Source organism: Niastella vici (assembly GCF_002077945.1).
Lineage (GTDB): Bacteria > Bacteroidota > Bacteroidia > Chitinophagales > Chitinophagaceae > Niastella > Niastella vici.
The window spans coordinates 1-15,012 of record NZ_LVYD01000079.1 but is presented as its reverse complement, the minus strand read 5'-3'; the positions used below and the strand labels follow the sequence as shown (position 1 = coordinate 15,012).

The window sequence follows — 15,012 nt, the reverse complement described above, 5'->3', positions numbered from 1 at the left end:
TAATACTTCAATGGAAGATCTTACCAGCCCGGGTTCTGTCCGTTCCAGTCTTTTCCGTCACCTAAATAATTGTCACTGACCTGCGAGCTGGGGAAAGGCAGGTAATAGTATCGCTTTAAAAATGTTCGCCGCATAAAATCAACCACTTTCCAATTCCTTTTGAGAACGCCCGATGTGGCATTGGCTTTCGTTTGAATACCGTGTAATGTTCCATTCAGTACATCATAGGCTTTCAGCCAGCGTTGCAGATCATTCAGGCGAAAACCTTCATAGGCAAACTCTATTGTTCTTTCGTTTTGAACAGCATCCCTGAAATCGTCTTGAGAAGCAGGATTTTTGTCGGGCATACCCGCCCTTTTCCGGACCTTGTTAAGATAAGTGGTAGCTTCACCCTGCGGTCCCTGGAATTCGTTCAGCGCTTCTGCATAGCTGAGGTAAAATTCGGCCAGCCTGAAAACAGGCCATGCAAAATGCTTATCATTGAAGTTGTCTACGCGGGCCACGAACTTATATGTTTCAAGGGCATAGCCGTCGTCGCCCACATCACTGTGCCCAAAATCAGTGGTAGGATATTGTGCGCCATTGCCGAGGTAGTACGACAATACGCCCCGTTGGCTATTGTACCACATGCCATCGTAGGTGATTGTTTGGTAAAACCGGGGATCGAGGTTCTGCGCTTTGATCCATGTGGGAAAATCGTCGCCCGTGCTGGTTAATGGCAACGTCCATTTTGTGCCATCGCGTTTTTCATATTGTTGTAAAAATTCAACAGGTACATTATTCTTAAAAGCCCATCCACCTTCTCTTACTTTGGAAGTCATCCAGAGGCCCCAGTACCAGCCGCCATAACTCGATGCATCATTGCTTAAGGTATTGATCAATATCAACTCCGGATTGGCATACACGTTTGATACAGCCTCATAATCGCCCATACCGGCATAAGCGTCATCGTTTGGTGTGGTTTCGGCCTTACCGGTATAATACAATGAAATGCCTGCAGCGGGCGCTGCATCTATAACGTCTTTAGCGGCTTTGGCGGCTGCGAGCCAGCGTTGTTTATCGTAAGTGGCATAAGCGACCACCGTATCATGCATATTGCCAAAACGTGCCCCATCAACAGCGGTTTGCATGGAAGGAGGTGTATTATACAAAGGACTTGCTGCAAACAATAACACCCTTGCCTTTAAAGCCTTTGCTGCCAGGCTGGTTGCCCGGCCGTATTCTGTAGCGCCCCAGCTTGCCGGTAATAACGCCACCGCCTGATCGCACCAGCTCACCATGCTGTCGACCGTAGTGGCTACCGAACTTCTATGGATGTTCAGTTGCTTCGATCCGTCGAGGGGTTCCGTTATCAGCGGAATACCGCCATACTGGCGAAATAATTCAAAGTGCTGCAAAGCGCGGCAAAACAACGCCTGCCCTTTCACCTGCGTTTTCCAGCCTTCATCGGCATCTGTTACTGCATCGATATTTTTCAGCACGAGATTAGCCTGCCTGATGCCGAGATAATGGCTTCCAAACCCGCCCCTGTCAATAGTGCCATCTACTGTTGCAGTGCCGGTAACAAAGCTTCCAACATTCACCATCCAGTCATATTCAGGGTGTATCATATACAGCTCATCGGTGACCATATCGGGCCTCGTCATATCATAGTTGGTATTTTTGGGAAATCCCGACGGCACACACAGATTGTACATTTGTGCTACCGCGCCCGATGCATTCAGTTTTGTGTGAAATACCGTATCTACGGTAAAAGTGCCGCCCTGCGGCTTTTCCAGATAATCTTTATTGCAGCTTACGGCAAGCAATGCGGCAAACAGCAATCCTGCAAATAATATTGAAATAGGTTTCATTCTTTAAAAATTGAGATTTACGCCAGTGTTATACGTTTTGTAAAGCGGGTAACCAATATTTCCCAGATTTTCGGGGTCGCCCCATATTTTTGCCGGCGACCAGGTATACAGGTTATTACCGCCCACATAGATCCTTGCCGACCTGATGCCTATTCTTTTCATAAAGCCATTGCTAAGCGTATAACCCACCGCCAGGTTTTGCAACCTCACATAAGAAGTATTGATCAGGAAGAAAGTATTACCTGCATTACCAGGCCCGGTAGCGGCCGCGGTTTTATCATAATCTGCCATAGGGAAATAGATCTTATTGCCTGCATTATATCTATCCAGGCTAAACCGGGTAAGGTCAACCTGATAGATCGCCTGTTCCTTATCAATATGATATTGCGCCAAACCGCCCCTTGCCACACCGGCAACGCCGGCAAACAATGCCGATACATCGAATCCCTTGTAACTGCCGCCAACCGTAAGGCCAAAACTGTATTCAGGATTCACGGTATTGCCGGTTCTCGTTCTGTCTTTTTCATTGATGACCCCATCGCCGTTTATATCTTCGAGGCGAACGTCGCCAGGTTGCAGTGGTCTGCCCCCGTAACCCAGATCTTTTACATATACAGGATTACCACTTGCATTGGTGTATGATTTTCCGTTGCTCGACGCCAACACCGGCTGCGACAAAATTGGATTTCCATTGGCATCAATGGCGTATAACTGTGACCAGGAGGTGTACAGGCCATTGGCCTGCAACAATAGCTGCTGCCCAACCGGATGCCCGGTGGCTGCCTGGTATTCAAGCCCGGGAACAATGGCTTCGTCCTGAAACACTATTTTATTTCGCTGAATGGCGGCGTTGCCATGCAGGTAATAATTAAAATCGCCTGTTTTGTCGTTATAGCTGAACTCGAGATTATGCCCCCAGCTTATTACTTTTCCCAGGTTGTAGGGTGGCAGGTTGGCCTGTACGAATGCCGGCACGGTTCCTTTGTAAGAAAGGATGTTGGAACGGTTGTTCCTGTAATATTCATAGGTAAGCGACAGCTTGCTTTTAAAGAGATGAAACTCTGCCGCCAGGTTCAGATCCTTTGAAACTTCCCAGGTTACATTTGGGTTGCCCAGTACAGATTCGTCGTAACCACTAATATATTGTTGGTTATTCAGGGTGCCGAATGTATAACCGCCATCACTTCTCCAGGTATTGGGCAAATACAGGTACCGTGCGCCGCCAATATTATCGTTACCCACTTCTCCATAAGAGGCGCGTAGTTTTACAAAGCTTACGGTGTAGTTTGCAGGGAAAAAAGATTCGTTGCTTAACACCCAGGCCGCGGAATAAGATGGGAAGAAACCGAAGCGCTTCCCTTCCGGAAAATTCTCTGAACCATTGTACCCCATATCATATTCCACAATGTATTTGCCTTCATAATTATAATTGGCCCTTGCCGTAAGCCCTTCATAGGCATGTGGCAGATCGTACTGCAGCGTGGGATCGTATCTCTTTTCCCTGCTGCCCAGCACCATGGCCGATACGGTATGTTTACCGCCGCCGCCGAAGGATCGATTGTAATTGATAGAGGCTTCTGTATACAGTTTACGCCATTTGCCCAGGTTGAAGTCGGCGAATATCGTTGGCGGTGTGGCTGCTGTAAGTTGCGTGAATACCGGGTTCAGCGGGTCGCCGTTTGGATTTGGTCTTATTGCATATAACACCGGCGCATAATGCCCATAGCTTCTGCTGGCAAAATAACTGTCGTAAGAGCCCAACGCTTTTATGGACAGGCCCGGTGTAATTTTGTCAAGTTTATACTCCGCATTCACAGAGGAGTTTAAGATACTGTTGTTGGTAACATTCCAGTAATCACCATTTTCTACGGCATACATGGGATTGTATTGATCATAGCCGCCGGCTGAGTAGGGCAGCACGTATTTACCGTTGATCATACCAGGAGAACTCATAGGGAACGCCCACAATATGCGCGTGTTCCACATGGATGCATCATTGTCCATACCGTTAATGGTCACAAATTGCGTCCCGAGGTTCACCGACATTTTGAAGTCTTTTGTAACATCAAAATCGAAGTTCCCGCGCAGGTTATAGCGGTTCTTGCTGAATTGCATCTTGTCGGGGAAGGCCATATAACCGGTCTTGAAAAGCCCGCCCTGGTTGAGGTAACCAAGCGATACAAAATATTTCATGAACCGGGTGCCACCGCTTACATTGGCATTCACCTGCGATGTAGGGGTATATTTCTTAAATAATTTATCGACCCAGTTGGTATTAGGATGAAAATAAGGATCGTACCAGGGATTGGTTTGGCCATTTGCCAATGTGGGTGTATTGGCATTCTGAAAATATTTAAGATCATTGACGGAAAAAGTAAGCGACCCGTCGTTTCTCCAGTTAATATCACGTTTGGCAATAAACTCATCCCAGGTAGTTATATCCGGATCTTTCGCGTGTTTGACCCAGTATTCTTCCATGGCGCGTTCGTTAATAACGGTTGCATAATCATACGAATTGGCGAATGCCGGGAAATTGGTGAAAGAGGAAACAGCGGTTTGCGAGGTAACACTGATAGCAGGAGCGCCCTCCTTTCCGCGTTTGGTGGTGATCAAAATAACGCCGTTTGCGCCGCGTACGCCATAAACGGCCGTAGCGGAGGCATCTTTCAATATACTTATGGAACCAACTTCATTGGGGTCTATGTCATCGTATGTGTCCCGGGCAACCCCGTCAACCATAACCAGCGGTGCGGTTTGACCGGTATACGTACCAACACCCCTGATCGTTAGTACAGACCCATCGGAACCGGGCTTTCCTGTGCTCTGTGTTGCCACCAGGCCCGGAAGCTGCCCTTTCAATGCCGTGCTTATATTGGATACAGGCGCTTTTATCAGTTCGGCGCCGGAAACAGAGCTAACAGATGCAGTGAGGAATTCTTTCTTTTGTTTTCCATAACCAACAATCACTATTACCGCATTCAGGCTGTCGGCCTTCATGTCGAGTTTTACTGAAAGATCCGTTCTTCCATGCACGGCAACTTCCTGGCTATAATAACCAATGAATGAAATAAGGAGGGTGCCATCATCGGGTACAGCCTTCAGCGAAAACTCCCCGGTTGCCCCGGTTGTAGTGCCTCTTTTTGACTCTTTCAACATAACCGCAGCCCCCTTGATGGGGGCGCCCGACGTGTCGGTTACCCGGCCATGTACATCCCTCAGCTGTGCATAAATGGCTGTTGTGGAGCTTAACAACAGCGTTGTAATTAATAGTAATAACGGTAGTTGTAATTTTTTTAAACAAAAACCAGCCGTTAACACATAATGTGTCTTATAATTCATAATGGCAAGTTGGGGTGAATCAGTATTGTTTTGGTTCATCAATCACTCAAACGCCGGCCGGAAGATGTCGCGCGCATTCCCGTTTTGTTTGAGCAAAGAATTTTATCCCGGTATATTCAGGAAACAGCGTACTTACTGTTTTTTTAGTTTTGAGACGAAACCGTCAGGCTCTCCATGTTGAGTGCTGATTTTGACTGAATGCTGATATCAGAATAATCTTCATCAGGGAAAAAGATAGCAGTCATTACCGTAAGTCCATCTCCTTCGAACAATTCAACAGAAGCCTTATCAATAATAAGCGTGCAATTAAAATTGGGTGTTTGAAGAAGCCGCGGCGCTGTATGCCTTTTTCCAAAATCTTTTTCAAACCCAACGTTTCCCGATTGGGTCCTATCAATAAAAAATTCATTTTTGCTTTCATCAAAACCAACGATCAGCTTTTGATGTAATGAATTGGAAAGGGTGATCGAAAGATCTTTCAGTTGAGCGCCAGTCATTTTTATCAGGGCAGGCCCCGTCAATTTTCCTGTTTTTGCAGTGAGCTCAAAGTTGGTCGCCGGTATGTTTTTAAATTTGAATGAACGGTTGAATAATTTGTTCACTTCGGGTACCGGTGTTGATGCCAGTAAATATTTACCATTTACCTTTTTGATTGATAATTCACGGGGTACAGTCATTGCGCCTCTCCATTTTTGAGTAGGAACTACCTGCGCATATTGCCAGTTACTCATCCAGCCTAAAAAAAGTCTTCTATTGCCGGTGTTTGAAAAAGTAACGCCTGCATATTCATCGGGGCCATAATCGAGCCACCTGGTTTCCTTATCAAATGGCGTGAATTGATGACCATCAAAATCGCCCACAAAATATTGTGTTCCGGAACCGCCATTGGGACCGCCGGGATTTATATTTACAATCAACACCCAGATCTTTTTTCCCTGATAATTCAGGGAGAACAGATCGGGGCATTCCCATACGCCTCCATGTGCGCCCGTTCCTTTTCCGAATTCTGATTCTTTTGTCCAGTCTTTTAAATTACGGGAAGAATAAAACGTAATGTGGTCCAGGGTTGCCAATGTCATGATCCACTTATGGGCCACTTCATTCCAGCTCACTTTGGGATCACGAAAATCTTTGATGCCGGGATTTTTTAACACCGGATTGCATTTATACTTTGTCCATGTTCGTCCTTCATCGAGGCTGTACGCAAGGCTTTCATTTTGAAAATCGTTTCTTCCTTCCTGCTCCCCTTTCACACTGTGATGGGTGAAAATAGCTACCAGGGGAACCTTCCCGTTTTTACCAAAGCGGGATGTGTTCTTATGATCAACCACTGCACTTCCTGAAAAAATATAGCCCGCACTATCGGGATATAAAGCAATGGGCTGGTGTTGCCAGTGAATAAGGTCCCTGCTTGTGGCATGCCCCCAGTGAATGGGCCCAAAAACAGTGCTGCCGGGGTGGTGCTGGTAAAACAAATGATATACGCCGTTGTAATACACCATCCCATTGGGGTCATTCATCCAATGTTCTTTTGGCGTGAAGTGGATCTGCAGACGATGCGGCTCATTGTAATATTGTTTAGTAAGCGCCTGTCCCTGTGCCCGGCATAAAAAGCAACAGGACACAACTGTTACAGTAAACAAATATTTGAATAATGACATTGAATATTTATTAATGAAGTATCAATGAATGTTCGATTTGCTCAAGTGATTTGCCTTTTGTTTCAGGCATCAGCTTCCATACAAAAAGTAATTGCAATACCATCATAATGGCGAAAAACAAAAACGTATTACCGCCACCCGCCTTTTCGGCCAGGTAAGGAAAAGTAAAGGCAATAACTGCAGCCATTACCCAATGCGTGGTGCTGCCAAGCGTTTGACCTTTTGCCCTTACGGGTGTTGGAAATATTTCGGAAATAAATACCCAGATAACAGCGCCCTGTGAAAAAGCAAAAAATGCGATGTATACAAAAAGAAAAATGGGTACGGACCAAACACTAAAACTTTGCTGATAAAAAGAATAAGATACCAGGCCAAGTGAAATGATCAACCCGGCCGAACCAATCATCATCAGGCTTCGCCGCCCTACCCTGTCAATAAAGCCCATAGCCAACAGGGTAAACATAAAATTCATCAATCCCAGTCCGGCTGTCGATAACAGGGAAGAACTTTTGCCCAAACCCGTCATTTCAAAAATGCGCGGTGCATAATAGATGATGGCATTGATGCCCGATACCTGGTTAAATATGGCGAACAGGATGGCCAGCAGTACAGGCGTTTTGTATTTTGCCGTAAACAGTACCGGGCGTTCCTCAGGGATATTGCCGGTAGTTCCCGTTTGTACAATGCTGTGAACGAGTTCTTCGGCGCTATCGGGTTCAACAATTTTGAATATAGCGCGCGCTTCTGCAATTTTTCCTTTTTTCAAAATGAGCCAGCGCGGGCTTTCAGGTACCAATTGCAGCAAAAGCAGGAATACTACAGAAGGAACAGCCTGCACCCCCAGCATCAGCCGCCAGGAGCTGTCGCCATTTAAACCAATCAAATAATTAGAAAGATAGGAGATCACTATGCCGAATACCACGTTGAACTGGAATAAGCCTACCAGCATACCGCGTTTGGAAGGTGGAGAGATCTCTGAGATATAAATGGGGGCAGTAACAGAGGAGGCGCCCACACCTAAACCGCCCAGCAAACGAAACACAAGGAACAGGTACCAGTTGGTGGCGAGTGCAGTACCCAAAGAAGAAATCAGGTATAAAACAGCGATAATATATAATGTCTTTTTGCGGCCCCACAGGTCGCACGGATACCCGCCAACCAGGGAACCGATCACTGTACCAATTAATGCGATGGAAACGGTAAGACCATGCTCGATGGTATTCAGGTTCCAGTATTGCTGTATGGTTTGCTCGGCGCCGGAAATAACAGCCGTGTCAAAACCAAATAAAAAACCACCAAGCGCTATTACGATAGACCAGGTTAATACAATCCTTTTATTCATATAACAAGCCTTAACCCGTCAAAAATAGTTGCGGGTGCGGCCTGTGGCCTTTCAAAATTCAATCAATCACTTTAACTTTTTCGTCATTTATATTTTTGTTATTAATGAGCTGAATGCTAAGTATTTAATAATACAAAGGATCAATTTTTAAAGGTCAGATCTACGATTTTCAACATTGGTATTAAAAAAAATATCATTTTTATAAGACCAAAACGATTGCCAGTACAACATGAGGTTATTTGTAGTTCTCCTGCTGGCAGCCATGCTGCCTGTATCGTGTGCCCGCCATGCAAAGGGCAGGCAATATGTTGTCGCCTTTTCGCAGTGTATGGACTATGATCAATGGCGGCAAACCATGCTGGCCGAAATGAACCGGGAGCTTTCTTTCCATAATGATATCCAATTCATTTATAAAAATGCCAACAGCAACAGTGCAACCCAGGTTGGGCAGATCAATGAATTGCTTAAACAGGGCATCGACCTGTTGATTGTGTCGCCCAACGAAGTAGCCCCCCTTACACCTGTCATTGAAAAGGTATATGATGCAGGCATACCTGTTCTATTAATTGACCGCAAAACAAACTCGGGTAAATACACGGCTTTTATAGGGGCCGAAAATGTGGAGGTGGGCCAGAATGCAGGCCAGTTTGCCGTATCCCTGCTGAAAGGAAAAGGAAAAGTAATGGAAATAACGGCGCCGGAAGAGGCGTCTCCATTCATTGGCCGGCATAATGGATTTATGCAGGTTATTTCGCGGTACCCCGGTATACAATTCCTGAAAAAAGCAAAGGCAGGAAATGCACAACACTTTGACAGTACCATCAAAGAGGCCGGCAATTTCGACCTCATCTTTGCACATAACGATGCCATGGCTAATGATGCCTATCAAAGCTGTGTGCGTTTGGGAATTGATAAAAAGATAAAGATCATTGGGGTCGACGGGCTGCCGGTAAATGGAATGGGGCTTGATATGGTGACCGACAAAAGAATTGTAGCTACTGTACTGTATCCCACCGGCGGCAAGGAAGCGATACTCACGGCCCTGAACATTTTAGGCAACAAGCCTTTTAAAAAAGAAAACCAGCTTTTTACTACGGTAATAGATTCGGGCAACGTAAGGCTGATGAAAATGCAGGCCGAAAAGCTCCTCAGTCAGCAGCATGACATTGAAGAAAGGCAAAAAATACTCGACCGGCAGATCATTATTTCACATAACCAGGAAACGGTAATATTTATTATTGCCATTACCCTTAGCCTCACCCTGATATTAGGCGGCCTTTCCTATTATTTTCTAAAAGAGAACAAGAAAATAACCCACCGGCTCGAATTACAAAACAGGGAAATCTCTTTGCAAAAAAATCAACTCGAAGAACAAAAGAACCAGTTGATCGAGATGGGGGCCAAAGCTGAGGAGGCGCACCAGGCCAAACTGAACTTCTTTACCAATATCTCGCACGAATTCAGAACACCGCTGACACTTATTTTATCACCGCTCGAAGAGGTGGCTGATAATCCCAGGCTGCCTGTGGGTGTGCGGCAAACAGTTAAACTGGCCGAAAAGAACGTTTTGAGGTTATACAAGCTGGTTAACCAGCTTATGGACTTCAGGAAAATAGAGTTTAAAAAAATGCCGGTCAATGCCGCTCAACATGATCTTGTCGATTTTATAAATGAGATTGTAGAGTCGTATAACAATCTGGCGAAAAGTAAGCAGATCAGTCTTCGTTTTATAACAACCGAAAGAAAATTACCGGCCTGGTTCGATGCCGGCATGCTGGATAAGGTAATATTTAATATGCTCTCCAATGCATTTAAGTTCACCAAAGAAAATGGATTTATACAGGTGAGCCTTATGCAGGAGAATAGTAACGCAGTTATCAGGATCGAGGATAGTGGGGTTGGTATGTCGGCAGAAGTGATACAGCATGCTTTTGATCCTTTTTTTCAGGGGGAATATGAAAATTATAAAGGAACCGGGCTTGGACTTGCTTTATCAAAAGAACTGATAGAATTGCATAAAGGCACGGTGACGGTTAAAAGCGAGAAGGGTAAGGGCACCACGTTTGAAGTATGTTTTCCGCTCATGGCCATGCAGGTTGATGCACAAATAGCAGCCCCCCCTGCTCCCAATAATATCATTAGTGAAGACGCTAAAATATATACCACCGAATTGTACCCCGGTCTTCCTGTAACCACAGAGGCACCTGTATACACCAGAAAAGAAAACAGCATACTGATCATAGAAGATAATGACGACCTGCGGCAATTTATAGCGAACCGGCTTTCTGCCCGGTACGATGTTATTGAAGCAGCCAATGGCAGCAAGGCGCTGCAGGCAGCCTTCGACAATACGCCCGACATTATCATTTGCGATATAGTGATACCCGGTAAAAACGGGCTTGAACTAACCAGCATTTTGAAATCGGATGTGCGTACTGCGCATATACCGATAATTCTTTTGACTGCACGCAGTACCGACGATCAAAAAATAGAAGGCTTTAAAACAGGGGCCGATGCTTATATTACCAAGCCCTTCAATTTTCAATTACTGGAGCAACATCTTATTGCCTTATTGAATAACAGGAACAAATCCAAAGCGCATTATTCCAGCGACACATTACCCGGTATAAATAACATCACGAAGAAAAAAACAGACCGTAAATTCATTAGCGAATTTGCGGCGATCGTTGAAAATAATATCAGCAATGATGCCTTCAGTATCGATGACATTTGCCGCGAACTGAACATTTCACCCGCACAGCTTTCAAGAAAAATAAAAGCGTTGATGGAATGCAATGTGAACGAATATATTGTTAATACCCGGCTGAAAAAAGCAAAGTATTACCTGCAGCATGAAGATCTTTCCATTGCCGAAATTGCTTTCAAAACGGGCTTTTCATCAGCTACCTATTTTTCAACTGTATTCAGGTCAAAGCTGGGTGTAACGCCCAAAGAATTTAAGGAAGGAAAGTTTAAATAAGCCGCACCGCGTAAAGAGATCCGTCGGCCGAGCCAAAATAAATAACGCCATTACCTATCGCAGGTTTAGAAAGAATGGGTCCCAGTGTATATAGCCGGTTCATGCCGGCTACTGTAGTAGCGTAATTGGCCAGGTCCATTCCCTGTGTCATATAGGCGAAATCGAGTTTACCGTTATTCAGGATCGAAGCAGCATTCTTTTGCCGGCCCGGCGTTTGGAACCTGTCGGTAATTGTTCCCGACGCGATATCCAACGCCAGCAATTGACCGGTGAAATCACCGAAATAGATCGTATTGCCAGCTACAACAGGTGATGAATATACATACCCATTGGCAGCGGTACGGAACTTTTCTTTGCCCGTTGCGGCATCCAGGGCAAGCAGCAGGTAGGTGTCGGAGGTGCCGGTGTAAATGACGTTGTCAGCAACGGTTGCAGTGGTGAGTATCCAGGAGTTATTAGCTGAATATTTCCAGGTTAACTGTCCCGTTACTGCATCCAATGCATAGAAATAACCGTCTCTTGCCCCAAAGAAGATATGGTTATCGAAGACCAGCGGCGAAGCCTGAATGCCTTCCAGCAAATGGTGGTAGGCAGAATCGGCCCGGGTCTGGAATTTCCATTTTTCCTTTCCGGTACGGCTGTCAACAGCATACAAATACCTGTCCCAACTGCCGAAATAAAGGGTGTTTTGAAAAAGGATGGGGTTGGTATGAATAATGCCGCCTGTAGGAAATTGCCATTGTTGCCTGCCATCTGTTAGGTGAAGTGCATACAGGTTACCATCGCCGCTTCCGAAATATACCAGCTCGTTTATTGAGTCAACCGCCGGTGATGAAAGAAAGAAATCGAATGGGTCGTTCATATACTCAGTAATGGGCTTCATGCCCCAGAGCCCTTTTGCACCTACCTTTTTTTCACCCCGGGTTTGAAATTTCCATTGCAACCTGCCCGATCGCACATCAACTGCATAGAGATTACCGTCGTAACTGGCAAAAAAGACTTTGCCGCCGTATACCGCCGGAGATCCATGCACTGGTGCGTGGGTGTTAAATTTCCAGGCTGGTTTTCCCGTGCCTGTATCCAATGCGTAGAATGTATTGTCTTCACTGCCGAAAAGGATGAGATTACGGTATAGCAGTGGAGATGAAAATATTTTTCCTCCGGTCTGAAACTTCCATAGGGTATTACCAAACCGGCCCGAACCGGATGTATGCTGACAGATACAAAGAGAATGGATGCCAATGAACAGGAAAGCGATCAGGAGTTTTTTCATATGTTACAAGCTATACCTTAATTTTTTATCTGCCTATTTATACAATACGTTTTTTTAAACGCCTGGCATAGGGACCGGCATTGATCAGTGAGTTATAGCAAGTTTAATCTACAATATATCTAAACGTATTATCTTCATTTCTTTCCAACTGGGTTCCTGTTTCTAAATGCAAATAGGGTATTATAGCCGGATCATAATTAGCAATTGTGTTCAAATCATAATACATCAAATTGTCAGGATTATCGACATATTCCTGATCTTCAGTACCTGAATAAAAACGCCATCCACTATCTGCTTCAAAATGAAGTTCTTCACGGTACATAAAGCCTACTAAAAGTCCATCAACTGTGATTTTATCCGAGGCTAAACAGGCACCCATACCTTTAATTAGTTGCTTAAATTGCTCTTTAGGGAGTTTAAATTTTTTGTCTTTCATAAATCAAATTTTATTACGGGGTTTTATTCACCTCGTGCTGCTGACTTTGATCACCAGTCCAGGCTTCCCAAAGATATAAACCCGGATCATTTTCTTCTTCAATCGCCATACCGCCAGGAAATATTCCTTTTTAATATTAAATAATTTTGTATTTTACAGTTACCCGTTCGGGTTATCATTTTCCTGCGCTTTTTTTACCGGAAGACTTCGGAATGTTTCAACTGCCAGTAAGCTGGCGGCCTGGTTGGTTAGCACTATATCAAATCTCTTTTAACCTTTAAACGAGCATAACCATGTTAGGCCGCAAAAAACACTTTCCGCGTGATAACCCGGTTACCAGGTATTATGAAATGATGGAACAATTTAATACGGTCACAGAACTGTACCCTGGCCAGCTCCTTACCATCAGTGTCAGGGCGGATGATGTTATGAACATTATGAACATTGACTTTACGGATGCCCGTAATTTACTGAATGAAATAGAGCAGGCAATGGGCATCATGTACTGTAATATACGTGTAAGAATGGAGCAGTTTTGTGAATACATGGATATTGATGAAATGCTGATCCAGGTGTTTCTCGCTTCCCTTAAAGATTATGAACCCTTACCGCCCCTAACGATACTACCTGCAAAAACCAGGGAAGAATTAGCAGCCGAACCACTCAGAAGTTTCAGGGATTTTGCAGTTGACCTTCGGAAGGGAATTGTAGAAAGCATTGAAACGCGGGAAATGCGCGCAAAGCTTTGGGATGAGGCGAATCAAAGCGGTGAAGCCATGGCTTCAAGGCCTGGCCCTTACCGGGTGATCATCAGACCATTTGAGGTTGCCCAAATCCTGGGCATACATCTAAAAACAGCCCAGGAAATGCTAAAGGAAACCCGGAAAGAAGCTGGATTACCGCCCCGAGCGCATGTCTCTATCAAAAGGTTTTGCATTATCAACCACCTGGAGGAAGAGGAAGAAGATATAAGGAAAGCGCTGGCAAGATTGCATGCGAGTGAGTAGGAGTATCAGCGTATCTCTTCGTTTAATAAAAAGCCCCACCGAAGCGGGGCAAAAGGCCTTTTCCTATTTAAGAGGGATCACCAGGTCAAAAGTACAGTCAAATTTAGATGGGAACAGTCGCATTCCCACATTTGACCGATAGATAGTTCCTTTGATAGTTCCCTTCACGCGGTAATTATCACGTTGTGTTATTGTGAGGGTAAGATCACCAGGAGTATTGCCAAGTGTATCGGGCGGTATGCTCTTGCTATATGTGTAAGTAACAGCGTCCCAGGGTTTGTTATATACAATTACGGACACTAAAAAATAATTGGTTGTGTAAGGAAGAGTGGAGGTCATAAAATTACAATCTTTGGTAGCATAGATACCGATCAATGCATCTTCACCTGTCCCGAAATTTCCCATTCTAGCCACACTAAAATCGCAATTTGAACCTCCTATAAAGTCATAATTGGGCCTTTGTTGCATTTTACAGATAGCAGGCAAACTATCGTTAAACGAAAAGTGAACACTATCATCAGAAGATGTCTCCTTTTTACAACCGGCAGTTAAGTAAAAAAATATAATACCTGAAAGTAAATAAGAGAAAAGTTGTTTGTAAGATAGATTCATAAGTTATAAGGGTTCTGCAAAATAATATATTTCTCAAATTAAACAGCTGCAATTTGAAATGGATACTTTGAGTATTTTAAGGGCGCAAATATTTAAGCTGCATGCTTTTTCTTCCATTCGGCATATTTCAATTTTTCGATCTTCTTTAATACCAGGTGATTGAGTAAATGCGTTCCGGTTGAACGTAAACAGCATTGTTCAAATTATTCATGTTATTCTTGTTTCCAATTGGCAAAAAAATTCCCCCTACACCCCCACTCCCATCAGGTTGTGGTTTGGTTGTGGTCGTATTGTGGCAATATTAGGTTAACCTTTTCTTTACCCTTTAGGTTAAAAAAAGGTAATAAAAAGGTGAAGGCAATATTACCCAAACCAAAAGGCAACCAAAAGAAAAGGTAAAGACATGGTAGCCAGCAGTAATAAAAAAGAGAAGCGGAGGTAAAGAATACCTAACCAGTGGGGTAAGAAATAATATTTCGTTTATTGCCTATCAGCAGATTATAACACAT

At 44.4% G+C, this 15,012-nt stretch carries 9 protein-coding genes; 2 read left to right on the top strand and 7 right to left on the bottom strand.

The window, feature by feature from the left end; all coding sequences use genetic code 11:
* Window positions 1-20: 20 nt before the first annotated feature.
* The 4 genes from A3860_RS32625 to A3860_RS32610 all read right to left on the bottom strand — a co-directional run bounded on the left by A3860_RS32625 (window position 21) and on the right by A3860_RS32610 (window position 8,195).
* Window positions 21-1,853, bottom strand: a complete 1,833-nt coding sequence (locus A3860_RS32625; protein WP_081154720.1) for a RagB/SusD family nutrient uptake outer membrane protein — start codon at window positions 1,851-1,853, stop codon at window positions 21-23.
* A gap of 3 nt (window positions 1,854-1,856) precedes the next feature.
* On the bottom strand, window positions 1,857-5,192 hold the full coding sequence (locus tag A3860_RS32620; protein WP_158085438.1) for a SusC/RagA family TonB-linked outer membrane protein: 3,336 nt from the start codon (window positions 5,190-5,192) through the stop codon (window positions 1,857-1,859).
* Between the two features lie 143 nt (window positions 5,193-5,335).
* Window positions 5,336-6,853 (bottom strand): glycoside hydrolase family 32 protein, encoded by a 1,518-nt coding sequence (locus tag A3860_RS32615; protein ID WP_081154718.1) that lies wholly within the window; start codon window positions 6,851-6,853, stop codon window positions 5,336-5,338.
* A gap of 10 nt (window positions 6,854-6,863) precedes the next feature.
* Entirely contained in the window at window positions 6,864-8,195 is a 1,332-nt protein-coding gene (locus A3860_RS32610; protein WP_081154717.1) for a sugar porter family MFS transporter, read from the bottom strand.
* A 229-nt stretch (window positions 8,196-8,424) separates the two neighbouring features.
* Here A3860_RS32610 and A3860_RS32605 point away from each other — a divergent pair, with 229 nt between their 5' ends.
* Window positions 8,425-11,175: a hybrid sensor histidine kinase/response regulator transcription factor gene (locus A3860_RS32605; protein ID WP_245843680.1), complete on the top strand. Its 2,751-nt coding sequence runs from the start codon at window positions 8,425-8,427 to the stop codon at window positions 11,173-11,175.
* Here the strand turns inward: A3860_RS32605 and A3860_RS32600 are convergent.
* Both A3860_RS32600 and A3860_RS32595 read right to left on the bottom strand, forming a co-directional pair.
* Window positions 11,168-12,448 (bottom strand): outer membrane protein assembly factor BamB family protein, encoded by a 1,281-nt coding sequence (locus A3860_RS32600; protein WP_081154716.1) that lies wholly within the window; start codon window positions 12,446-12,448, stop codon window positions 11,168-11,170. The two genes, A3860_RS32605 and A3860_RS32600, sit on opposite strands and share 8 nt — an antisense overlap.
* A 103-nt stretch (window positions 12,449-12,551) precedes the next feature.
* Window positions 12,552-12,884, bottom strand: a complete 333-nt coding sequence (locus tag A3860_RS32595; protein ID WP_081154715.1) for a DUF2185 domain-containing protein — start codon at window positions 12,882-12,884, stop codon at window positions 12,552-12,554.
* Between the two features lie 293 nt (window positions 12,885-13,177).
* Here A3860_RS32595 and A3860_RS32590 point away from each other — a divergent pair, with 293 nt between their 5' ends.
* Window positions 13,178-13,891 (top strand): hypothetical protein, encoded by a 714-nt coding sequence (locus tag A3860_RS32590; protein WP_081154714.1) that lies wholly within the window; start codon window positions 13,178-13,180, stop codon window positions 13,889-13,891.
* A 63-nt stretch (window positions 13,892-13,954) separates the two neighbouring features.
* On the opposite strand, the gene A3860_RS40780 is transcribed toward A3860_RS32590, so the two are convergent.
* Window positions 13,955-14,305 (bottom strand): hypothetical protein, encoded by a 351-nt coding sequence (locus tag A3860_RS40780; protein ID WP_143774384.1) that lies wholly within the window; start codon window positions 14,303-14,305, stop codon window positions 13,955-13,957.
* Window positions 14,306-15,012 lie beyond the last annotated feature (707 nt).

Excerpts from the sequence above, each read along its gene's own strand:
- A3860_RS32615 (WP_081154718.1), bottom strand. The coding sequence starts at position 6,853 with ATGTCATTATTCAAATATTTGTTTACTGTAACAGTTGTGTCCTGTTGC.
- A3860_RS32590 (WP_081154714.1), top strand. The coding sequence starts at position 13,178 with ATGTTAGGCCGCAAAAAACACTTTCCGCGTGATAACCCGGTTACCAGG.
- A3860_RS32620 (WP_158085438.1), bottom strand. The coding sequence starts at position 5,192 with ATGAATTATAAGACACATTATGTGTTAACGGCTGGTTTTTGTTTAAAA.
- A3860_RS32625 (WP_081154720.1), bottom strand. The coding sequence starts at position 1,853 with ATGAAACCTATTTCAATATTATTTGCAGGATTGCTGTTTGCCGCATTG.
- A3860_RS32610 (WP_081154717.1), bottom strand. The coding sequence starts at position 8,195 with ATGAATAAAAGGATTGTATTAACCTGGTCTATCGTAATAGCGCTTGGT.
- A3860_RS32595 (WP_081154715.1), bottom strand. The coding sequence starts at position 12,884 with ATGAAAGACAAAAAATTTAAACTCCCTAAAGAGCAATTTAAGCAACTA.
- A3860_RS32600 (WP_081154716.1), bottom strand. The coding sequence starts at position 12,448 with ATGAAAAAACTCCTGATCGCTTTCCTGTTCATTGGCATCCATTCTCTT.
- A3860_RS32605 (WP_245843680.1), top strand. The coding sequence starts at position 8,425 with ATGAGGTTATTTGTAGTTCTCCTGCTGGCAGCCATGCTGCCTGTATCG.